Below are 21,463 nucleotides of genomic sequence, written 5' to 3'. Positions count from 1 at the left end.
CGGGGCCGGGACGAGAAACGCCCACCCCGCGAGACGTGGGGATGGGCGTGCGTGACGAGAGTCCTTCCCTACGGAAGGCGCCACCAGGTGTTCGGTCGGACGGTCACACGGCGACTGTAGCGTCTTGAGACACCGATACCACCCCGATACCATGGAGAAATGGCCATGACCCTTCGCCTCACCGACGAGCAGGACGCCGCTCTCACGGCGCTCGCCGCTGCCCAGGGCATCAGCAAGAACGAGGCCGCCGCACGCGCGATCCACGACAGCGCGTCACGACTGAGCCGACACGATCGGATCGCCGACTCGACCGACCGCGTCGTCGCGCGCTACGGCGACCTGCTCGACCGCCTCGGCCAATGATCGACTACCTGACTCTCGACGACCTCCTCCAGATCGCCGAGCGTTACGGGCTGCCCCCCGTGCGCGACGTCGGTCTGCTCGACTCGGCGAGCCACCGTCCGAGAACGTCGGTCTTCGGCGAGGACGCCTACCCCACGCTCGACGAGAAGGTCGCGGTGCTCCTGGAGTCGATCGTGAGCAACCACCCTCTCGTCGACGGCAACAAGCGCCTCGGCTGGCTGGCCGCAGCCATCATGTACGACGTCAACGGGGTGTGGCTCGAGGCGCCCGACGACGAGGCCTACGACCTCGTGATCGGGATCGCCGAGGGACGTGTCGACTACCACCGCAGCGCGGCAGCCCTGGCCGCCTGGACCGCGACGGGCTGACGCCGCGGGCCAGGTGCCAGATGGCTCAGGTGCCTGACCTCAGACGGCCTCGCGGCGGCGAAGCCCCGCGGCCGCCAGCAGCACCAGGCTGCCGAGCAGCACCAGGCGGATGCCGTCCCACATCGATGGGAGCGCCGGGGCGCCCGTGTCGGGCAGGCGACCGCCGGTGCTGACCGAGCTGCCACTGGGGCCCGCCGCCGGAGGCGCCGGCGGCGGGACGACCGAGAGGTCGGCCAGGGCGTGGCCCGTGGCGCCGGTCGGCGTGAAGCCCGTCGCCACCACGTGGTGCGCGCCACCGGCGGTCGCGGCCGGCACCGTCACGACGAGGGTTCCGTTGCCGGCCGCGTCGACCTGCACCACTCCGAGCAGCACCGGGGCGGAGAACAGGCTCACCTCGACGAGCGACTCGGGCGCGAAGCCGGAGACCTCGACCGTCACCTGCTCGCCGGCCTTGACCGACGTGACGGTGTTCCCGGCAGCGTCCACGAGCTCGACGCCAAGTCCGCTGGTCGCGGCGGGCAGCTCGGCCGGCACCACCGTGGCCGCGATCGTCACGGGTGCCGTGACGACGCCGGACGACGAGCCGGCAGGCGTGGTGGCCACGACCGTGAAGGTCGCGGAGCCCTCGCCGAGACCGGTGACGACGCACGACGTCCCGGACGTCGTGCAGGTCTCGCCGGAGTCGGCGGTCACGGTGTAGGTGACCGGGCCGCTGCCACCGTCGTCGGTCGGTGCCGTCCACGACACGAACGCCTGATGCGCACCTGGCGCGGCCGCGGCTGCCGTGACCGGGCCCGGCGCGCTCGCCGCGACGCCGATCGCGACCGTCGCGGTGGCCGTGCCGGCGTCAGCGCCCTGGGCCGTGACGGTGTAGTCGGTCGCCGCCTGGACGGCCCCCGTCGGCGTCCCGCTGATGACACCCGTCACCGGGTCCAGGGTCAGGCCGGCCGGGAGGGACGGTGCGACCGCGTAGGTCACCGCTCCGGCGAAGCCGGTCGCGATGAACGTCGTGGTGGCGGTGATCGCCGTGCCGTGCGTGGCCGAGACGGTCTGGCTCGCGGGGGTGACGCCGGCGACCTGGATCGAGACGGTCCGCTCGGCGCTGAAGTCGCCGTCCGACGCCGTCACCACGTAGTCTGCCGACTCCTGCGCCGCCGTGGGCGTGCCGCTGATGACTCCGGTGTCGGGGTCGAGCGACAGGCCGGCCGGCAGCCCCGGCGAGACGGTGTAGGTGACGGCGTCGGGGAAGCCGACCGGAGTCGGCGGGGTCGTGGCCGTCAGCGGGACGCCGACCGTGCCCTGCAGCTCGACGTCGACCCACTCCAGGATCGGCGCGACGCTGATCGAGACCGTCGCCCGCGCCGTGCCGGAGATCGCTCCCGTGCCGGTGATCGTGTAGGTCGTGGCTGCCTGGGCGTCTCCGGTGGGCGTGCCGGAGACGACGCCGGTGGCCGTGTCGATCGTCAGGCCCGCAGGCAGGCTCGGCGACACGGAGTACGTCACCGTGCCGGTGAACCCGCCGGCCGGCGTCAGTGCGGTGGTCGGGGTGATCGCCTCACCGTTGGTCGCGGTGACGGTCTGCGTGGGCGGCGTCAACGACGACACCGCGATCGAGACCGCGGCTGTGGCGCTGAAGGTGCCGTCGGTGGCCGTCACGGTGTAGTCCGAGGCCGCCTGGGCGGCGGTCGGCGTGCCGCTGATCGCTCCCGTCGAGGAGCTGATCGACAGGCCGGCCGGCAGGGCCGGCGAGACCGAGTACGTCACCGTGCCGGGGAAGCCCGTCGGCGTCACCGACGTGGGCGTGATCGCCTCGCCCAGCGAGGCCGAGACGGTCTGCGTCGACGGGGCGATCACCGGAGCGACGGCGACCGTGAGGACCGACGTCGCGGAGACGGAACCGGAGGTCCCGGTGATCGTGTACGCCGTCGACGCCTGCGCGGTGGTCGGGGTGCCGGTGACGACGCCCGTCGTGGTGTCCATGCTCAGGCCCGCCGGCAACGTGGGGTTGACCGAGTACGTCGGCGTGCCCGGGAAGCCGGTTCCCGTGAGGGGCGTCGTGGGCGTGATCGCCGTGCCCGCGGTGGCCGAGCGCGACTGGGTGGCCGGCGCCACCGACGGCGCCACCGACGGCCCCACGCTGATCGTCACCCGGGCCGTCATGAACTGCGGCGCCACCGCGCCCCTGATCGTGTACGTCGTCGCCGCCTGGGCCGCGGTGGGAGCGCCGCTGATCCGCCCCGTCAGGGGGTCGAGCGTCAGGCCCGGCGGCAGGGCCGGGCTGACGCCGTACCTCGGCGGGGACGGGAAGCCCGAGGCGTCCAGGACTGCTGACGACGTCGCCTGCCCCACCGTCAACGACAGGTTCTGCGTCGCTGGGGACAGCGGCAGGTACTCGAGGGTCGTCACGACCCCGCTGGCGTAGTCCGACACGTACAGCCGACCATCCGTCGGTGAGACGCCGATGCCGAACGGGGTGGGGCCGACGGGCAACGAGGCGGCGAACGTGTTCGACGCCAGGTCCACCACGGCGACCCGGCTGCTGTCGAGCGCCGGGACGTAGAGGACCGAGCCGTCCGGTGAGAGGGCCGACTCGAGCGAGCCGCTACCGGTGGGCACCGTCGCCACGACCGGGTTCGAGGCCGTGCCGATCAGCGCGGTGTCGATCACCGTGAGTCCGGCGCTGGTGGAGCTGCCGACGTAGAGCCTGGACCCGTCCGGCGACACCGTGATCCCGTACGGCTGCGCGGCGAGTGTCACGCTCCCCACCACGGCGCGCGACGTCGTGTCGACCGCGACGACGCTGGACGTCCCCTCGACCGCGAGGAAGACCCGGGAACCGTCCGGCGAGACCCCCACGCCTCGGACGTTGCCACCCACGCTCGTCGACCACTCGACCGTCTCGCTCGCCGTGCTGATCGCGGACACGGTGCCCGTGAACAGGTCACTCACGTACAGCGCGGAACCGTCGGGCGACAGCTCCAGGCGGTACGTGTCGAGGTCCGTCGCGATGGTGCTCGTCACGGTGTTGGTCGCCGTGGCGATGACGGAGACCAGCCCGCCGCCGAGGCTTCCCACGTACACCGTGCTCCCGTCCGCCGAGACGGCCAGCCCGGACGGCCGGACCGCGACGGGGATCCCGGCGATGACGGACCCGGACCCGGTGTCGATGACGGCGACCCGGTCGTTGGACAGGTCCGAGACGTACACACGTGACCCGTCAGGGGTGACCACCACGTCATCGAGGAAACCGCCCACCGCCACCTCCGCCACGACCGGCGCGGCTCCGGCAGGCGACGGCAGGAGCGCGACTGCAGCGAGGGCGACGAGGCACGTCGACAGCAAGTGGCTCAGCAGGGAACGCATCGTTTGGCGGTTACGCACGCCGCATTCAAGCACGGACCGCGGGCCCCAGTCCCTGGAACGCCGGGACATCTCCACCCCGTCCGCCTCGTTCGACGCGCTGGGCGGTGGGCACTGGGGCGCTGACAGACTGGAGGCATGGACATCGACGTCGACCTGATCAGGCGCGACCTCGCGCAGCTCGTCAGCATCGACTCGGTCGGCGGCTCCGAGGGCGAGGTCATGGCGCAGCGGTGGAGCGCGGCGACCCTGCAGGGCCTGGGACTCGACGTCGACCTGTGGCGGCTCGAGCTCGACGAGCTCCGCGCCGACCCGGACTACCCGGGCGAGGAGGTCGAGCGCGAGGAGGCGTGGGGGTGCGTGGGCGTCTCCGGACCTGGCGACCCGGCCCTCGTGCTGAACGGACACCTCGACGTCGTGCCTTCGGGCGACCCCGAGACGTGGACGGGCGCCGATCCCTGGCACCTCCACGAGGTCGACGGCTCCTGGTTCGGACGCGGCGTGTGCGACATGAAGGGCGGGGTCGTCGCGATCATCGCCGCCGCCCGCGCCGTCACGGCGCTGGAGGCTCCGCTCGCGCGGCCGTTCGCGGTGCACACGGTGATCGGCGAGGAGGACGGCGGGCTCGGCACGTTCGCGACGCTGCGCCGCGGGCACGGGGGTGATGCCTGCCTGATCGCCGAGCCGACCGCGCACCAGGTCGTCGCGGCCAACGCCGGGTCGCTGACGTTCCGCATCGAGGTGCCGGGCCACTCGACGCACGGCTCGATGCGCGCTGCGGGCACCAGCGCGATCGACGTGTTCGAGTCGATCCACCGCTCGCTGCGCGACCTCGAGGCGCGGCGCAACACCGCCCCGCCGGCACCGTTCACCGGGACGCCGTGGCCGATCAGCGTCGGCATCCTGCGGGCCGGCGAGTGGGCCAGCACCGTGCCGGACCTGCTCGTGGCCGAGGGGCGGCACGGTGTGATGCCCGGTGAGTCGCTCGCGGAGGCGGAGGCGGCGTTCGAGGCCGCCGTCCGTGCCGCCGACCACCCGTTCCTGCGCGAGAACCCTGCGGTCGTCACGTGGCCGGGCGGGCGCTTCGCGGCCGGCGCGCTGCCGACGGGCGATGCGTTCCTCGCCGACGTGGTCGGCGCGGTCGGCAGCTCGCCCGCGGTCGTCGGCGCCCCGTACGGCTCCGACCTGCGGCTCTACCAGGGCGCGGGCATCGCGACGGTGCAGTTCGGCCCGGGCGACATCGAGCACGCCCACGCGATCGACGAGCAGGTGCGCATCGACGACGTCGTCGCCGCCGCCGAGGCCTACGCCCGCCTCATCCTGGCCCGCTGCACCTGACGCCCGCCGGAGCGGTGAGTTACGCGCCAAACGACGAGAGCGGTGACCCTTGCGCCAAACTCGGGTCGAATGTGGCGCAAGGGTCACCGCCCGGCTCGGGACGGGCGGTGATGGGCGGTTGTGGATGGCGCCTCCGTCCACAGGTCGCCCGCGACCACTCGCCATGTCCACGGAGGTGCGGTCCGGTGATCGCATGGCCCGCCCTCCGCGCATCCCGACCGCAGTCCTGAACGGCCCCTTCACGAGCCAGGACGCTCGGGCCGCCGGGGTCTCGAGCCACATGTTGCGGCGGTCGTCCTTCCGACGCTTGTTCCCACGGGTCTGGGTTCACATCCATCACGTCATGACGCCCGGCGACTGGATCAGAGCAGGTCACCTGACGCTGCCGCCCGACGCGCGGCTCACGGGGATCACTCGCATCCAACACCTCGGCCTGGACCACGGACCGGCGTTCCCGCTGCACTTCGTTGTCGCCCGTGACCACCACATCGCCACCGAGCGCATCATGTTGCACCGCACCGAACGCATGCCACCGGCCGACGACGTGTCCGTGACACCAACGGCGGCCTTCGTCGCCTACTGCTCCGAAGCCATCACGATCGATGCCATCGTCGTCGGTGACTGGCTGTTGCGCGAAGGGCACATGAGCGTCTCCGGCCTGCTGGCCCTCGCTCGCTTCGACGACTGGCGAGCGGGTTCAGCCCAGGCCGTCACCATCGCACCCCACCTCGACGCCAGGTCGTGGTCAGTCGAGGAGTCCCGTCATCGGGCGGCGATGAAGTTTGCCGGCCTGCCCAAGCCCGACCTCAACGTCGAGATCACCGCTGGTGGTCGCGTCGTCGCCGTGGCCGACTGGGCCTGGCTGGAGTGGCACACCATCGCCGAGTACGAAGGCGGGCACCACCAGACCGATCGACGTCAGTACCTGCGTGACATCGAGCGGTATGCGGACATCCGGGACCTTCAGCTCCGATACGTCCAGCTCACGAAGGAGACGGGCCGCAATCTCGTCTCGAGTGTTCGCCGCGTGTACGACGCGTTGGTCAAGGGCGGGTACGACGGTCCGCCGCCCGACTTCGGCAAACGCTGGCGCCAGCTCTTCACACGAATCCCGGCCCACCCGTTCCCACCTCAGCGGTGAGACAGCCGCCAAAACGGATGCCAATTCGGCGCAGCAGTCACCGCCGGGAGGCAATTTGGCGCGTAACTCACCGCTCGGGGGTTACTCGACGGTCTCGGGGCCGGGTTCGGGGGCGTCGGTGGGGGAGGTCGAGGGGTCGGTGGGGGCCTGCTCGGACCGGAGCTGCTCGAGCGTGACGTACTCCTGCGGCGTGATGCCGCCGCCGGTGTCGATGTCGACGAGCTGCAGCCCGACCGGCACGCCGTTCTCGAACGTCACGAGCGTCATCTGCGCCTCGCGGCGGAGCCCGGTGCCGAGGGCGAAGGCGTAGATCGCGCCGCCGGTGGTGCCCGTCGTGAGCGTGACGGTCGACTCGCCGTCGTCGCTGACCACGACGTCGGGACCGACCTGGCGGTGCAGGTGCCCCGACAGGATCAGGTCGACACAGCCCGACTCCGAGAGCTCGCGCGCCGCCGCCGCGCTGTGCACCAGCGCGACCGCGACCTCGCCGTCGTCGCACGCGGCCTCGGTGAGCGCCTGGTCCTGCTCCTTGATCGCGGCGATGTTGTCGTCCTCGTCGCCCGTGTAGCCCTTGGTCAGGCCGGAGGAGCGCGGGTCGCTGTCGCCTATGAAGCGGACGCCGTCGATCGTGACCGGCTCGCCCTTGAGCAGCTGGAAGCCCTTCTCCTCCATGTGCTTCGCGATGTTGTCACCCTGGTCGTGGTTGCCCGCGACGGCGACGATCTCGAAGTCCTCGAACTCGCGCGCGAGGGAGTTGATGCTGAACTCCTCCCACGACGCCCCGTTGGAGGTGTCGTCACCCAGGTCGAGCAGCATCGTGGCGCCGGCGTTCTCGGCGATCTGCCGAGCCGTCGGGTCGACCGCGACGTTGTCGTGCCGGTCGGTCACGACGAGCGCGACGGTCTGCCCCTCCTCCGGCTGACGGACCTCGACGTCCTTCGCCGTCTCGGCCAACCGGTCGAAGAACGCGCTGGACTCCTGGTAGGTGCGGATGGCGCCCTCGATCAGCGACTCGCCACTGCGCAGCGCGGCACCGTCGGACAGCTCGAGGCGCTCCAGGATGGGGTCGCTCGGCAGGTTCGGGAAGACCTCGGCGATCTTGACCCACGACACGTCGTCGCTCACGGAGGTCGGGTCGGAGCGCACCGCGACCACGAGACCGCCGACGAGCACGACGGCGGCCGTGCCGCCGGCGACCAGACGACGCGGCGTCGGGTTCCGCAGACCCGCGACGATCTCGGCCCGACGCGCTGCACCGATGCTCCACCAGCCCGCGGCGAGCACCGCCGCGAGGGCCGCGGACACCCCGGCCCCGCGCAGGGCGGAGTCGATCCACATGTCGCGCAGCGCCGCCTCGACCGACGCGATCTCGCCGTCGGGCTGCGAGGCGATGACCGCGTCGCGCGCCAGCAGCTCGTCGAGCGAGGCGACGTCGGCGTCGCCGAGCTGGATGCGGGCACCGATGTCGAGCTGCGCGTCCTCGATCGGCAGCTTCGCCAGCGGCAGGAGCGGCCCGAAGTCGACGACGATCTCGCCGGAGTAGTTCGGCCGCAGCGTCGCCTGGTGCGCGCCGATGGAGATCGAGCGCTCCGAGGACTCGAAGGTCGTGCGCGCGACCACCACGCCGACCGGCGCGACGACCACGACCAGGACCACGAGCGCGAGCAGGCGCGACGCCACCGTGCGCAGGTGGGGCTTGCGAAGCTGGGGCTTGCGGAGCTTCACGCGGGCTCCTCCGTCCTCCACCGGGACGTCGACCCGACGGTCGTGAGCATCTGGGTGGCGCGGGTGAGCACGACGTAGAACGTGCGCCACCCCGCCTCGGACTCGCCGATCAGCACGTCGGGCTCGGCCGCCACCACGGCGTCGAACTCGAGTCCCTTGGTCTCGAGCGCGTCGAGCAGCCGGAGCCGGTCGTGCGACGCGAGGGTGGGTGCGAGCTCGCGCTCGAGTGCGGCCCTCAGGGCCAGCGGCGCCACGACGGCCACCGAGCCCTCGACGCGCGCGAGCAGCTTCTCGGCCTCCTCCCGCACCGCGGTGGCGACTCCGGCGGCCGGGACCTCGAGGTGTGCCGGCTGCTCGCCCGTGCGGCGGACGCCGTCGGCGAGGTCGGCTCCGGGGATGGCCCGCCGCGCGACGTCGGCGGCGAGCTCGTAGATCTCGGCGGAGTTGCGGTAGTTGGTCGACAGCCGGAACCGGTGCTCGGGCTTGCCCTCGAGGGCGTCGATGCGCGCCTGCTCGGCCTCGGCCGGCACGGGCCACGACGACTGAGCGGCGTCGCCGACGATGGTCCAGCTGGCGTGGCGACCTCGACGGCCGACCATGCGCCACTGCATGGGCGAGAGGTCCTGCGCCTCGTCGATCAGCACGTGCGCGTAGCCGTCGTCCTCGATCGAGCGGGTCGACCGGACGTCCTCGCGCTCGCGCCGCTCGAAGCTCATAAGCTGCTTGGGCACGTCGACGTCCTCGTCGACGGTGGGCGGCACCTCGCCGAGGAGGTAGCGGAGCTCGTCGATCAGCGGGACGTCCTCGATGCTGGGATCGCGGCCGTCCCACGAGGCCCGCAGCGCGTCGAGCTCGTCGCGACGGAAGGCTCCCTGCGCGACCTCGGCGATGCGGGTCGGCAGGCCGCGCCAGAGCTCGACCGCGTCGCGCTCGGGCCACCACGCCTCGACGAAGTCGACGAAGCGGTGGTCGTCGACGAGCACGTCGAGAAAGCCCTCGCGACCCTCCTCGCGCGCCCGCTCGCCGCGCACCTGCTGCCAGAGCGCGTCGGCCAGCACGGCAGGAGCCCGCGGCACGACCCGGTTGTAGGTCGACTGGTGCAGGAGGTGACGGCGCAGGCCCGCGAGACGCTTCTCGTCGAGGCGCAGGACGTCGTCCTTGTAGAAGTAGCGGAACGAGGTGGGGGTGGTGGGCGACCCCTCGGTGGCGAGGCGTCGCAGCACCCGCATCATGCGCTGCGAGCCCTTGGCCGCCGCGGCCACCGGCTCGTCGTGCCGGGCGGCCTTGACGCCGTCGACGACCTCGCCGAGCGAGCGCAGCGTCACGCTGGTCTCGCCGAGGCTCGGGAGCACCCGCTCGATGTAGGCCATGAAGACGCCCGACGGGCCGACGACGAGCACGCCACCGGACTCGAACCGGCGGCGGTCGGTGTAGAGCAGGTACGCGGCACGGTGCAGGGCGACGACGGTCTTGCCCGTGCCCGGACCACCACCGATGATCGTGGCACCACGGCTGGGTGCGCGGATGGCGTCGTCCTGCTCCTTCTGGATCGTGGCGACGACGGAGTGCATGCGGGCGTCGCGGGCGCGCGACATGCTGGCCAGCAGAGCGCCCTCGCCGACGACGACCATGTCGGCCGGCGCCGACTCCGCGTCGAGGAGGTCGTCCTCGATGCCGATCACGGTGCTGCCGGAGCAGCGCAGCACGCGCCGACGCACGACACCGGCCGGATCGGCGGCCGTGGCCTGGTAGAACACCGATGCCGCGGGGGCGCGCCAGTCGATCAGCAGGATCTCGCGCTCGGCGTCGCGCACGCCGATGCGGCCGATGTAGCGGGACTCGCCGGTACCGAGGTCGAGGCGGCCGAACACGAGCCCGTCGTGCGCCGCGTTGAGGGCCGAGAGCCGGCGCGTGGCCTGGAAGACCATCGCGTCGCGCTCGACCAGACCCCCCTCGTGGCCCACGTGCCCCCGCTCGAAGCCCTCCTTGACGAGGGCGCGAGCGACGTCGGCGGAGGCGTCGAGCCGTTCGTAGACGGTGTCGACGTAGGACTGCTCGGACGCGATCTCGCGTTGGGCAGCAGCAGGTGAGGTCACCGGTCTCCTCAGACGTTCAGGGCGAGCAGTCCAGTGTAGTAGCCCGGACCGACGCCCGCGTCGCGCGCGGATGAACGGCCGGACGGCTCAGTAGCGCAGGTCGCGGGGCGTGATCGTGACCGCGAACGGACGGGTCGCGGTCCAGGTGTCGTCGGCCCCCACGCGGGCGACCTCGACGTAGTCGCCCCGACCCTGATCACCCTGCCCCCGACCACCCTGCGTCAGCTCGTGCACGGTCAGCTCGAGGGTGTCGGTGTCGATGACCCAGTAGGACGCGATGCCCGCACGCTCGTACCGCTCCTTCTTGATCAGCAGGTCGACGCGGCGGGTCGAGGGCGAGAGCACCTCGACCGCGAGGAGCGGAGGGCCGGGAAGGTGGAGGTCGTTGAACGCCACGGCCGGCGCCACGAGCACGTCGGGCTCGACCACCGTGTCGTCGGCGAGCACGACGTCGAGCGGCGCGACGTGCACCTTCAGGTGCGTGGGGGCCTCTGCCAGCAGAAGGGTCGCCAGCTGCAGCACGATCCCCTGGTGTGCGGGTCGCGGGGCGGCGTTCACGTAGAGCACCCCGTCGATGAGCTCGTGCCGCTTCCCGTCATCGGGCAGGGCGTCGCGATCGGCCACGGTCCAGGGACCGGGAACCCGCATCGTCTCCATGGCACTCATGGTCCCCCACCTCCGTCGACTCCACCATGCCTCGAGCCTCCGACACCCGAGCCACCCGCGCGAACGGCCGTCCACAGGTCAGCAGAGAAAAGTTTCGTCCCCCGTGTCGATCAGGACGGGCGCCGGTCGTCACTCCTGCAGAAGCCGCCCACCGAGGGCGACCGACGAAGGGAAACATGATGAGACAGGTCATCACGCTGATGCGACGATCGATGACGACGACGGTGCGCGTCGTCACCGCCGACCACGACGTCGAGGGGGACCGATGAGGTACACGCTGCTGCTGCACTACCCCGAGGGTGACGCGGAGTCGCTCGGGGAGGAGGCTCTGGCCGAGGGCCAGCGCGCCTTCGCCGCCTACGCCGACGCGCTGCACTCCGCAGGTGTGCTCCTGGCCGCCGAGGTCCTGCAGCCGTCGTCGATGACGACGACGGTGACGGCGGTCGACGGCACCCTGCGCGTGCAGGACGGACCCTTCGCCGACACGAAGGAGCAGCTCGGGGGCACTTTCGTGATCGACGTCCCTGACCTGGACGCCGCGCTGCACTGGGCGGGCCAGGCCCCGTCGGTGCAGTGGGGCGTGGTCGAGATCCGGCCCGGCGCCACCCACACCGTGGACGGCCGATGGGTGCCGAACACCTGAGTCCGTCGGACGCCGCGGAGCACGTGGCCCGCACCTCCTACGGGCGGTTGCTGGCCCGGCTCGCGGCGTCGACGGGTGACGTCGCGCTCGCCGAGGACGCCCTCGCCGGTGCCCTCGAGGAGGCGCTGCGGCGCTGGCCCGCGAGAGGCGTCCCCGACAACCCCGAGGGATGGATCCTGACCGTGGCCCGCAACCGCCAGCGCGACGTCTGGAAGTCCGCCGCGCACCGCACGGGCCGACCGCTCGAGCACGCCGGCGACCCGCGCACCGACGCCGCCGGCCCGGCCGACCTCGACCTCGAGGCGATCGGCGACAAGCGGCTCGAGCTCCTCTTGGTGTGCGCCCATCCCGCGATCGACCCCGCGGTGCGGTCCCCGTTGATGCTCCAGACCGTTCTCGGCCTGGAGGCCGTCGACGTCGCCCGCCTGTTCGCGGTGCCGACGGCGACCATGGCGCAGCGCCTGGTCCGCGCCAAGAAGCGCATCCGCGCGAACCGCGTGCCGTTCGTGGTGCCCGACCGGTCCGTGCTCGCCGAGCGACTCCCGGCGGTGCTCGAGGCGGTGTACGGCTGTGCCGCCGCGGGAGCACGCGAGGACGACCTTGCCGGGGAGGCCCAGTACCTCGCCGTCACGCTCGCGGCGCTCCTGGAGGACGAGCCGGAGGCCTGGGGGCTGGCAGCCCTCACGACGCTCGCGCTGTCTCGGTCCCGCCCCCGCGACGCCGCGTACGTCCCGCTCGACGAGCAGGACCCGTCGACGTGGGACGCCGACCTGGCGGCCGAGGGCGAGGCCTACCTGCGCCGCGCGGCGAGCGACGGTCCACCCGGCCGCTTCGTGCTGGAGGCCGCGATCAGCGCGGTCCACGCCGACCGACGCCGCACCGCGATCACCGACTGGCTGGCGTTGCGCACGCTCTACGAGGCACTCCTGCTGGTGTCCCCGACCCTCGGCGCCCGCGTGGCCCACGCCGGTGTCGTCGGCCGGCTCGAGGACCCGGCGGCCGGCCTCGCCCTGCTCGACGGGATCGGCGAGTCCGACTTCCAGCCGTGGCACGCGGTGCGCGCCGAGCTGCTGACCCGCGCCGGACGCACGCAGGACGCGGCCCCGGCCCTCCTGCGAGCCGCCGCCCTCAGCGACAACCCGCGGGTGACGACCTACCTGCTCGGTCGCGTCAGCCCTTCGCGCGGTTGAGGAACGCGAGCATCGCCTCGCGCGCCTCGTCGCTGCCGAACAGTCGCGCGGACAGGGCCGCGACGTCGTCACCGAGAGCGTCGATGCGCGCCACGACGTCGTGGTTGAGCAGCGCCTTGGTCTCGCGGAAGCCCTGCGGGTAGCCGAGCGACAGGCCGGCCAGCAGCTCCGCCAGGGCGACCTCGAGCTCCGCGTCCGGAACCGTGCGCGTGACGAGGCCGGCCGCGACCGCCTCGGCTGCGCTGAACGTGCGTCCCGTGAGGAAGAGGTCGGCCGCGGTGCGCGACGTGAACCGCTCGAGCAGGGTCACCGAGATGACCGCCGGCGCGACCGCCAGGCGCACCTCCGTCAGCGCGAACGTGACCGACTCGGCCGCCAGCACCAGGTCGGCCGCGCCGACGATGCCGAGACCCCCCGCGCGCACCGGCCCCGCGAGCACGACGACGACGGGCTTGACCGACGTCGTGATGCGCCGCTGCAGGTCGATGATCGCGCGGGCGCCCTCCTCCATGCTGCCCGTGGCCGCCTCCGAGAGGTCGGCGCCCGAGCAGAACACCCGGTGCGCCGACCGGATCACGACGACCTTGGCCTCGGGGTCGCCCTCGGCCGCCGCGAGGTGCTCGCGGAGCTCGGTGACGAGCTGTCGGCTCAGCGCGTTGCGGTTGTGCTCGCTGTCGAGCGTGATCGTCGCGACGCCGTCGGCGACGTCGAGGTGGACCAGTTCAGAAGACATCAGACCTCCGGGGGCGATGTGGTGACCATGGCCGGGCGAAGCCCGGGGACCGGCTCGGTGCGAGCTCCAGCGAGCACCGAGGATGAGCGCGAGGAACGAGCGCGGCCGGTCAGTAGCTCTTGGGCAGGCCGAGGGAGAACTGCGCCACGAAGTTGAGCGCCATCTCCTTGCTCACCGGGGCGATGTTCGACAGGCGCGACGACGCGACCGCCTGCACGAGCCCGTACTCGTTCGCGAGCCCGTTGCCGCCATGCGTCTGGATGGCCTGGTCGACGGCCTTGGCCGCGGCCTCGCCCGCCGCGACCTTGGCCATGTTGGCGGCCTCGCCCGCGCCGAGGAGGTCGCCCGCGGCGTACAGGGCGGCCGCCTTCTGCGTCAGCAGGCGCGACATCTCGACGTCGATGTGCAGCCGCGCGAGCGGGTGCGAGATGGCCTGGTGCGCGCCGATGGGCTTGCCCCAGACCTCGCGGTCCTTGGCGTAGGCGACGGCCTTGCGGATGGCCCAGCGCGCCGTGCCGGTGGCCATCGAGGCCGCCATGATGCGCTCGGGGTTCAGGCCGGCGAACAGCTGCTCGAGACCCGCGTCCTCCGAGCCGATCAGGGCGTCGGCCGGGATGCGAACGTCGTCGAAGAACAGCGTGAACTGCTTCTCGGGGCTGATCACGCCCATGTCGATGACCTGGGCCGTGAATCCCTCGGCGTCGGTCGGCACCATGAACAGCGCGGGCTTGAGCTTGCCGGTCTTCGCGTCCGACCGTCGCGCGACGACGAGCAGGTGGCTCGCCTCGTCGACGCCGGAGATGTAGGTCTTGCGACCGTTCAGCACCCAGCTGCCGTCCTCGGCCTTCGCGGCGTTGGTCACGATGTTGTGCGAGTTCGAGCCGGCGTCGGGCTCGGTGATGCTGAAGGCGTAGGTCGCGCTGCCGTCGGCGAGCCCGGGCAGGTACCGCTCCTTCTGCTCCTGCGTGCCGTACTGCGCGATCGTGGTGCCGACGATGGCCGGGCTGACGACCATCAGCAGCAGCGGGCAGCCGGCGGTCGCCAGCTCCTCGCACACCGCCGCGAGGTCGCCGATGTCGCCCCCGCCACCTCCGAACTCCTCGGGGATCGAGACGCCCAGGTAGCCGAGCTTGCCGGCCTCCTGCCACAGCTCGGTGGTCTTGCGACCCTCCTTGGCGGCGGCGTAGAAGTACGACTCCCCGTACTTCGCGCCGAGCTGCGCGACGGCCTTGCGCAGCTCGCCCCGCTCCCGGGTCTCGCTGAACGCCGCGGTGGTCTCCGTGGTCTCGGTGGTCACGCTCATGACTGCTCCTCGGTCTCGATGACGGCCAGGACGGCGCCCGACTCGACCTGCTGTCCGGCGGTTGCCGACAGCTCGGTCACGACGCCGTCGACCGGCGCCGCGATGGTGTGCTGCATCTTCATGGCCTCGAGGACGACGATCGTGTCGCCCTTGCTGACGTTCTGCCCCTGCTCGACCGCGACGCTCATGACCGAGGCCGGCATCGGTGCGAGCAGCGAGCCCTCGGCGACGACGTCGGCCGGGTCGACGAACGTCGGCACCGGCACGAGGTCGAGCGAGCCGTGCGGCCCGTCGACGTCGACCCAGTCGGGTCCGATCGCGACGTCGTAGGTCTCGGAGACCCCGTCGACCTCGAGCACGACTCGGTGCGGCTCGGCCGAGACGACGGTGGCGAGCGTGCTGGCCAGGCCTCGCACGGTGGCGGTGTAGGCGACCTCGACCTCGTCGTCCCCGACCCGGTACCGGCGGGTGCGCGGCTGACTCGGGACGTTGCGGAAGGCCGTGGGCACCCGGCCCAGCACCGGCGACGTCGTGGAGGAGAGCCGCGCCTGGGCCAGTGCGGCTGCGAGCACGAGCCGGTCGCGCTGGTCGCCGGTCAGGGCCGGAGCCGTCCACGCCTCGATGCGTTCGGCGAGCAGCGCGGTGTGCACGTGACCCACGACGAACTCGTCGTCGGCGAGCACGCCTCGCAGCAGGTCGCGGTTGGTCACCAGGCCGTGCAGGCGCGTGCGCCGCAGGGCGTCGTCGAGCTTGCGGATCGCCTGGCGACGGTCGGCACCGTGGGCCACGACCTTCGCGATCATCGGGTCGTAGAAGTGCGAGACGACCGAGCCGGACTCGACGGCCGAGTCGGCGCGCACGCCGTCCGGCACCTCGAAGGCGCGCAGGACGCCCGTCTGCGGCGACCAGTCGTCAGCGGCGTCCTCGGCGTACAGCCGGACCTCGATCGAGTGTCCGTCGGGACCGGCCGGCGGCTCGCCGAGCGCGCTGCCCTCGGCCACGAGGATCTGCGCGGCCACGAGGTCGAGCCCGAAGACCTGCTCGGTCACGGGGTGCTCGACCTGCAGGCGCGTGTTCATCTCGAGGAAGAACGGCCGCTGCTCGGTGTCGTTTTCCCGCCCGTGGCCCGGGACCCCCGCCGACTCCCGCCCGCTGACCGGGACGCTCGCCACGAGGAACTCGACCGTGCCGGCGCCCACGTAGTCGACCGCCTTCGCGGCGTTGCGAGCCGCGGTGTGCAGCGCCTCGCGCGTGAGGTCCGTGAGTCCCGGAGCCGGTGCCTCCTCGACCACCTTCTGGTGCCGGCGCTGGATCGAGCAGTCGCGGTCACCGAGGATCCAGATCGTGCCGTGGGTGTCGGCCATGACCTGCACCTCGACGTGGCGCGCGGTCGGCAGGTACGGCTCGACGAAGACCGTGCCGTCGCCGAACGCCGACTCCGCCTCGGCCCGGGCTGCCGCGAGCTCTCGCTCGAGGTCCTCGGCCTTCTCCACGACCCGCATGCCGCGGCCACCGCCACCGGCCGACGCCTTCACGAGCAGCGGGAAGTCGCGGGCCGTCGCGGTGGCCGGATCGACGTCGAGGATCGGCACCCCGGCAGCGGCCATGAGCTCCTTCGCGCGGATCTTGCTGCCCATCGCGTCGATCGACTCCGGCGTCGGACCGATCCACGTGAGCCCGGCCTCGGCGACCTGGCGCGCGAAGTCGGCGTTCTCGGAGAGGAAGCCGTAGCCGGGGTGGATCGCGTCGGCGCCGACCGATCGCGCAGCGGCGATCACCAGGTCACCCCGCAGGTACGTCTCGCTCGCGGCGTTGCCGGGCAGGCGCACCGCGACGTCGGCCTCGGCGACGAACGGCGCCTCGGCGTCCGCGTCGGAGTGCACCGCGACCGTGCGGATGCCGAGCTCGCGGCAGGTGCGGAACACGCGCCGGGCGATCTCGCCGCGGTTCGCGACCAGGACACTGCGAATCATGAAGACGCTCCTTGATGCGGGCTGACGTGGACGGTCATGGCGATCAGAGCCGGAACACGCCGTAGCCGTCGGCGCCCTTGATCTCGGTGTTCGCGATCACGGACAGGCAGATCCCGAGGATCGCGCGGGTGTCGCGCGGGTCGATCACGCCGTCGTCGTAGCCCATGCCTGACGTGAAGTACGCGATCGACTGCTCCTCGATCTGCTGCTCGACCATCGCCTTGACCGGCTCGAAGCCCTCCGCGTCGAAGACCTGTCCCTTCGACTCGGCCGACTGGCGCGCCACGATCTCCATCACGCCCGCGAGCTGCGCCGGGCCCATCACGGCCGACTTCGCGCCGACCCAGCTGAACATGAAGCGCGGGTCGTACGCGCGCCCGCTCATGCCGTAGTGGCCGGCGCCGTAGGACGAGCCCATCACGACGGACAGGTGCGGAACCCTCGAGTTCGAGACGGCGTTGATCATCTGCGCGCCGTGCTTGATGATGCCGCCCTGCTCGTACTCCGCGCCGACCATGTAGCCCGTCGTGTTGTGCAGGAACAGCAGGGGCGTGTCGATCTGGTTCGCGAGCTGGATGAACTGCGCGGCCTTCTGCGCCTCCTGGCTGAAGAGCACGCCCTGGGCGTTCGCGAGGATGCCGATGGGGTGCCCGTGCAGCTCGGCGAACCCCGTCACGAGGCTCGATCCGTAGAGCGGCTTGAACTCGTCGAACTCGCTCCCGTCGACGAGACGGCCGATGACCTCACGCGGGTCGAACGGGATCTTGAGGTCCGTCGGCACGATGCCGAGGAGGTCCTCCTGGTCGAGGACCGGCTCGGCGAACTCGGCCGACGGGACCCGTCCCTTCTTGCGCCAGTTCAGCCGCCGCACGATCTGGCGACCCAGGCGGATCGCGTCGTGCTCGTCCTGGGCGAGGTAGTCCGACAGGCCTGAGGTGCGCGAATGCATCTCGGCGCCGCCCAGCGACTCGTCGTCGGACTCCTCCCCCGTGGCCATCTTGACCAGCGGTGGACCACCGAGGAACACCTTGGCGCCCTCCTTGACCATCACGACGTAGTCGCTCATGCCGGGGATGTACGCGCCGCCGGCGGTCGAGTTGCCGAAGACCAGGGCCACGGTGGGCCGACGGTCCTCGCTCGCGCGGGTGATGTTGCGGAAGCTGGCACCACCGGGGATGAAGATGTCCTTCTGCGTCGGGAGGTCGGCGCCGCCCGACTCCACGAGGTTGATCGTGGGCAGCCCGTTATCGTGCGCGACCTGCGCCGCGCGGAAGCCCTTCTTGACCGTGACGGGATTCGACGATCCGCCCTTCACGGTGGGGTCGTTGGCGACGATCATGCACTCGACGCCCTCGACGACGCCGATGCCCGTGATGATCGAGCCGCCGACCGTGAAGTCGGTGCCCCAGCCCGCCAGGGCGCCGAGCTCGAGGAACGGGGTGTCCTCGTCGACGAGCAGCTCGATGCGCTCGCGCGCCGTGAGCTTGCCGCGCTGGTGGTGGCGAGCGACGTACTTCTCGCCACCTCCCGCGAGCGCCTTCGCGTGCTGCTCGCCGAGGTCGTCGACCCGCTCGAGCATGGCCTGACGGTTCTCGGCGTACGCCGCCGAGGTCGGATCGATCGCTGTCTTCACGGGTGACCTCTCAGTAGCCCAGGAGCTTGGATGCGAGGTCCTTCATGACCTCCGTGGCACCGCCGCCGATGCCGAGGATGCGGGCGTCGCGGTAGTGCCGGTCGATCTCGGACTCGCGCATGTAGCCCATGCCGCCGTGGATCTGCACCGACTCGTTGACGACCCACTCGACGCACGCGACGGCCTGGTTCTTGGCGACGACCGCGTCGAGGATCAGCGACATGTCCGACCGGTCGGTCTCGAGCGCGCGCTCGATCGCACGACGGGTCAGCTCCCGCGCGGCCGCGGTGCGCGTGTGCATGTCGACGAGCTTGTGCCGGATGACCTGGCGGGTGATGAGCGGCTTGCCGAACGTCTCCCGCTCGCGGGCGTACGCAACGGCGAGGTCGAGCGCGCGCTGCGCCGTCGCGTAGGCCTGCACGGCCAGGCCGAGCCGCTCGCCGACGAACTGCTGCATGACGAGGTAGAAGCCACCGTTCTCCTCGCCCACGAGGTTGCCGACGGGAACGCGCACGTCGTCGAAGGCGAGCTCTGCGGTGTCGGAGCAGTGCCAGCCCATCTTGCGCAGACTGCGGCTGACGGTGAACCCCGGCGTGTCCTTGTCGATCACGAGCAGCGAGATGCCGCCGTGGCCGTCCCCGCCCGTGCGGACCGCCGTGGTCACGAAGTCGGACCGGACGCCGGACGTGATGAACGTCTTCGCCCCGTTGACGACGTAGTGGTCGCCGTCGCGCACGGCGCGGGTGCGCAGCGCGGCGACGTCCGAGCCGCCGCCGGGCTCGGTGACGCCGAGCGAGCCGATCATCTCGCCGGCGAGCGTGGGGCGGACGTAGCGGTCGATCAGATCAGGATCTCCGGCGCCGATGATGTGGGGCACCGCAATGCTGTGGGTGAAGAGGCTGGCCTGGAGGCCGGTCGATCCGCCCGCGGCGAGCATCGCCTCGGTCACGACGCAGGCGTCGAGGATGTCGCCGCCCTCGCCGCCGACCGCCTCGTCGTAGCCGACGCCGAGGAAGCCGGCCTTCGCGGTCGTGGCGTGCAGCGAGCGCGGCAGCTCACCGTCGTCCTCCCACTGCGGCAGGTGCGGCACGATCTCGCGGCGGGTGAAGTCCTCGACCGCGCCACGCAGCGCCAGGCGCTCGGGCGTCTCCCAGACCGTGCTCATGCCCCCACCACCGGGATCAGGGTGGCGGGGATGCTGACCACGCGGGCGCGGAGCCACTCGCCGACGGCCTTGGCCTGCGGGTCGAGGCGGGTCGACGACGCGACCCCGGCGCCCAGCAGGCCGTGGATGATGACGTTGACCGCGGCGATCCGCGGGAGTGCGTGCACCTCGACCTCCAGCTCGGCGGCCTCGGGCAGCAGCTCGCGCACGCGCTCCGGCGTGAGCTCGGCGGCGAGCCAGCCGTAGGCGGCGTCGCGCTGCGGGTGCCCGGCGGGGATCCAGACGCCGACGTTCGCATTGCCTCCCTTGTCGCCCGAGCGGGCGTACGCGAGCTCGCCCAGCGGCACGGCGCGCGTCTCGCCCGTGTCGGCAGGCGGCGACGCGAGCGGGGGCTCGTCCACGCGGGCGTTCGGCTCGAACGGACTCGTCTCGGACGGCGGGGCGATGTCGACGTGGGAGCCGTCGGGCAGGACGACCACGTGCGGAACGGTGTCCTGCGGGACGTAGGCCGCGCGGTACTCGCCGAACGGGGCGCCCTTCGACGGTGGCGCCATGAGGTAGAAGCCGGGGTACGACGCCAGCGCGACCTGCACGGCGGCGTCGCTGAAGGATCGGCCGACCGGCTCCGGGCGGCTGCTGCGCACGTGGCAGTGCAGGACCGACGTGGCCTGGGCCTGGGTCGCCGGGTCGAACGTGTCGGTGCGGTCGAGGTGCCACTCGACCTCGTCGGGGGCGTCGGCCGCGAGGGCCGCGTCCATCTGGGCGCGGATCCAGCTGGCCTTCGCCGGGATGTCGAGGCCGGTGAGCTGGAACGCGACGGTGTTGCGGAAGCCGCCGAGCGCGTTCAGGCAGACCTTCGTGGTGGGCGGGGGCGGGGCGCCCCGGACGCCGCTGATGCGCACGCGGTCGTCGCCCTCCTGGGACAGCTCGATCGAGTCGAGGTGCGTCACGACGTCGGGGTTGCCGTAGGCGGGGCCCTGGATCTCGTAGACGAGCTGGGCGGTGACCGTGTCGACCGTGACCGCTCCGCCGGCGCTCTCGTGCTTCGTGATGACGGAGGAGCCGTCGGCGTCGATCTCGGCGATCGGGAAGCCGAGCGGTGCCGACAGGTCGAGCGCGCGGAACCCGCTGTAGTTGCCACCGGTCGCCTGCGTGCCGCACTCGATGACGTGGCCCGCCACGACCGCCCCGGCCAGGGCGTCCAGGTCGTCGCGCTTCCAGCCGTGGGCGTGGATCGCGGGGCCGACCACGACCGAGGCGTCGGTGACGCGTCCGGTCACGACGACGTCGGCGCCGGCCTCGAGGGCTGCGGCGATGCCGAAGGCGCCGAGGTAGGCGTTCGCGGTGAGCACGTCACCCCAGTCGCCGCCGCCGAGCTCGTCGGTGCGGTGACGCAGGTCGTCGCCCTCCACGTGCGCGATGGCGACGTCGAGGCCCTGTTCCTGCGCGGCCTCACGGAGCGCCTCGGCGAGGCCGGCCGGGTTCACCCCGCCGGCGTTGGCGACGATCTTCACGCCCTTCTCCTGCGCCAGCGAGAAGCAGTCGGTGACCTGGCGCAGGAAGGTGCGGGCGTAGCCACGCGACGGGTCCTTGAGCTGGTCACGGCCGAGGATCAGCATCGTCAGCTCGGCGAGGTAGTCGCCCGTCAGGTAGTCGAGGTCGCCTCCCTCGAGCATCTCGCGCATCGCGGAGATGCGGTCGCCGTAGTACCCGGAGCAGTTGCCGACTCGAATCGTCACGCTCGCATCGTGCCCCGTCGTCAACAA

General features: G+C 72.0%; 16 protein-coding genes. 6 read left to right on the top strand and 10 right to left on the bottom strand.

Annotated elements, in window-relative coordinates:
- The first annotated feature begins 159 nt into the window (after positions 1-159).
- Positions 160-363, top strand: coding sequence for a hypothetical protein (locus LO931_RS08465; protein ID WP_229052967.1), 204 nt, complete (start codon positions 160-162; stop codon positions 361-363).
- Positions 360-731: a type II toxin-antitoxin system death-on-curing family toxin gene (locus LO931_RS08460; RefSeq protein WP_229052966.1), complete on the top strand. Its 372-nt coding sequence runs from the start codon at positions 360-362 to the stop codon at positions 729-731. The genes LO931_RS08465 and LO931_RS08460 overlap by 4 nt, the downstream gene beginning before the upstream one ends.
- 39 nt (positions 732-770) lie before the next feature.
- Here LO931_RS08460 and LO931_RS08455 read toward each other — a convergent pair whose 3' ends face one another.
- Positions 771-4,094, bottom strand: coding sequence for a putative Ig domain-containing protein (locus tag LO931_RS08455; protein WP_229052965.1), 3,324 nt, complete (start codon positions 4,092-4,094; stop codon positions 771-773).
- A gap of 135 nt (positions 4,095-4,229) precedes the next feature.
- Between LO931_RS08455 and LO931_RS08450 the strand changes: the two genes are divergently transcribed.
- Positions 4,230-5,429 carry an ArgE/DapE family deacylase gene (locus LO931_RS08450; protein WP_229052964.1) on the top strand — a complete coding sequence of 400 codons (1,200 nt, stop codon included), beginning with the start codon at positions 4,230-4,232 and terminating at the stop codon, positions 5,427-5,429.
- Between the two features lie 343 nt (positions 5,430-5,772).
- Positions 5,773-6,570 (top strand): hypothetical protein, encoded by a 798-nt coding sequence (locus LO931_RS08445; protein WP_229052963.1) that lies wholly within the window; start codon positions 5,773-5,775, stop codon positions 6,568-6,570.
- An 81-nt stretch (positions 6,571-6,651) separates the two neighbouring features.
- Here LO931_RS08445 and LO931_RS08440 read toward each other — a convergent pair whose 3' ends face one another.
- From LO931_RS08440 to LO931_RS08430, 3 genes are all read right to left on the bottom strand, one after another.
- Positions 6,652-8,295 (bottom strand): metallophosphoesterase, encoded by a 1,644-nt coding sequence (locus LO931_RS08440; RefSeq protein WP_229052962.1) that lies wholly within the window; start codon positions 8,293-8,295, stop codon positions 6,652-6,654.
- Positions 8,292-10,391 carry a UvrD-helicase domain-containing protein gene (locus LO931_RS08435; protein WP_229052961.1) on the bottom strand — a complete coding sequence of 700 codons (2,100 nt, stop codon included), beginning with the start codon at positions 10,389-10,391 and terminating at the stop codon, positions 8,292-8,294. The genes LO931_RS08440 and LO931_RS08435 overlap by 4 nt, the downstream gene beginning before the upstream one ends.
- A gap of 87 nt (positions 10,392-10,478) precedes the next feature.
- On the bottom strand, positions 10,479-11,057 hold the full coding sequence (locus LO931_RS08430) for a Uma2 family endonuclease (protein WP_229052960.1): 579 nt from the start codon (positions 11,055-11,057) through the stop codon (positions 10,479-10,481).
- Between the two features lie 265 nt (positions 11,058-11,322).
- On the opposite strand from LO931_RS08430, the gene LO931_RS08425 reads away from it, so the two are divergent.
- Entirely contained in the window at positions 11,323-11,700 is a 378-nt protein-coding gene (locus LO931_RS08425; protein ID WP_229052959.1) for a YciI family protein, read from the top strand.
- Positions 11,682-12,890 carry an RNA polymerase sigma factor gene (locus tag LO931_RS08420; RefSeq protein ID WP_229052958.1) on the top strand — a complete coding sequence of 403 codons (1,209 nt, stop codon included), beginning with the start codon at positions 11,682-11,684 and terminating at the stop codon, positions 12,888-12,890. The genes LO931_RS08425 and LO931_RS08420 overlap by 19 nt, the downstream gene beginning before the upstream one ends.
- On the opposite strand, the gene LO931_RS08415 is transcribed toward LO931_RS08420, so the two are convergent.
- The 6 genes from LO931_RS08415 to LO931_RS08390 form a co-directional block, all read right to left on the bottom strand.
- On the bottom strand, positions 12,871-13,623 hold the full coding sequence (locus tag LO931_RS08415; protein ID WP_229052957.1) for an enoyl-CoA hydratase-related protein: 753 nt from the start codon (positions 13,621-13,623) through the stop codon (positions 12,871-12,873). The two genes, LO931_RS08420 and LO931_RS08415, sit on opposite strands and share 20 nt — an antisense overlap.
- Positions 13,624-13,732: 109 nt before the next feature.
- Positions 13,733-14,926 carry an acyl-CoA dehydrogenase family protein gene (locus LO931_RS08410; protein WP_229052956.1) on the bottom strand — a complete coding sequence of 398 codons (1,194 nt, stop codon included), beginning with the start codon at positions 14,924-14,926 and terminating at the stop codon, positions 13,733-13,735.
- Positions 14,923-16,899 carry a biotin carboxylase N-terminal domain-containing protein gene (locus LO931_RS08405; protein WP_229052955.1) on the bottom strand — a complete coding sequence of 659 codons (1,977 nt, stop codon included), beginning with the start codon at positions 16,897-16,899 and terminating at the stop codon, positions 14,923-14,925. The genes LO931_RS08410 and LO931_RS08405 overlap by 4 nt, the downstream gene beginning before the upstream one ends.
- 43 nt (positions 16,900-16,942) lie before the next feature.
- A complete protein-coding gene (locus LO931_RS08400; protein WP_229053116.1) occupies positions 16,943-18,478 on the bottom strand; it encodes an acyl-CoA carboxylase subunit beta in 1,536 nt (511 codons plus the stop codon).
- Between the two features lie 64 nt (positions 18,479-18,542).
- Complete coding sequence (locus LO931_RS08395; protein WP_229052954.1) at positions 18,543-19,697, bottom strand: acyl-CoA dehydrogenase family protein; 1,155 nt, start codon at positions 19,695-19,697, stop codon at positions 18,543-18,545.
- Positions 19,694-21,436, bottom strand: coding sequence for an acyclic terpene utilization AtuA family protein (locus tag LO931_RS08390; RefSeq protein ID WP_229052953.1), 1,743 nt, complete (start codon positions 21,434-21,436; stop codon positions 19,694-19,696). The genes LO931_RS08395 and LO931_RS08390 overlap by 4 nt, the downstream gene beginning before the upstream one ends.
- Between the last annotated feature and the right edge of the window lie 27 nt (positions 21,437-21,463).

It is taken from the genome of Aeromicrobium sp. Leaf350 (assembly GCF_916858655.1).
Classification (GTDB): domain Bacteria; phylum Actinomycetota; class Actinomycetes; order Propionibacteriales; family Nocardioidaceae; genus Aeromicrobium.
Note: the sequence above shows the minus strand (reverse complement) of the source record. Positions and strands in the feature narration are given on the sequence as shown.

What these genes read in the sequence shown, in the direction of transcription:
- LO931_RS08395 (WP_229052954.1), bottom strand. Translation starts at nt 19,697, where the DNA reads ATGAGCACGGTCTGGGAGACGCCCGAGCGCCTGGCGCTGCGTGGCGCG.
- LO931_RS08430 (WP_229052960.1), bottom strand. Translation starts at nt 11,057, where the DNA reads ATGAGTGCCATGGAGACGATGCGGGTTCCCGGTCCCTGGACCGTGGCC.
- LO931_RS08410 (WP_229052956.1), bottom strand. Translation starts at nt 14,926, where the DNA reads ATGAGCGTGACCACCGAGACCACGGAGACCACCGCGGCGTTCAGCGAG.
- LO931_RS08460 (WP_229052966.1), top strand. Translation starts at nt 360, where the DNA reads ATGATCGACTACCTGACTCTCGACGACCTCCTCCAGATCGCCGAGCGT.
- LO931_RS08425 (WP_229052959.1), top strand. Translation starts at nt 11,323, where the DNA reads ATGAGGTACACGCTGCTGCTGCACTACCCCGAGGGTGACGCGGAGTCG.
- LO931_RS08450 (WP_229052964.1), top strand. Translation starts at nt 4,230, where the DNA reads ATGGACATCGACGTCGACCTGATCAGGCGCGACCTCGCGCAGCTCGTC.
- LO931_RS08405 (WP_229052955.1), bottom strand. Translation starts at nt 16,899, where the DNA reads ATGATTCGCAGTGTCCTGGTCGCGAACCGCGGCGAGATCGCCCGGCGC.
- LO931_RS08465 (WP_229052967.1), top strand. Translation starts at nt 160, where the DNA reads ATGGCCATGACCCTTCGCCTCACCGACGAGCAGGACGCCGCTCTCACG.
- LO931_RS08420 (WP_229052958.1), top strand. Translation starts at nt 11,682, where the DNA reads ATGGGTGCCGAACACCTGAGTCCGTCGGACGCCGCGGAGCACGTGGCC.
- LO931_RS08415 (WP_229052957.1), bottom strand. Translation starts at nt 13,623, where the DNA reads ATGTCTTCTGAACTGGTCCACCTCGACGTCGCCGACGGCGTCGCGACG.
- LO931_RS08445 (WP_229052963.1), top strand. Translation starts at nt 5,773, where the DNA reads ATGACGCCCGGCGACTGGATCAGAGCAGGTCACCTGACGCTGCCGCCC.
- LO931_RS08455 (WP_229052965.1), bottom strand. Translation starts at nt 4,094, where the DNA reads ATGCGTTCCCTGCTGAGCCACTTGCTGTCGACGTGCCTCGTCGCCCTC.
- LO931_RS08400 (WP_229053116.1), bottom strand. Translation starts at nt 18,478, where the DNA reads ATGCTCGAGCGGGTCGACGACCTCGGCGAGCAGCACGCGAAGGCGCTC.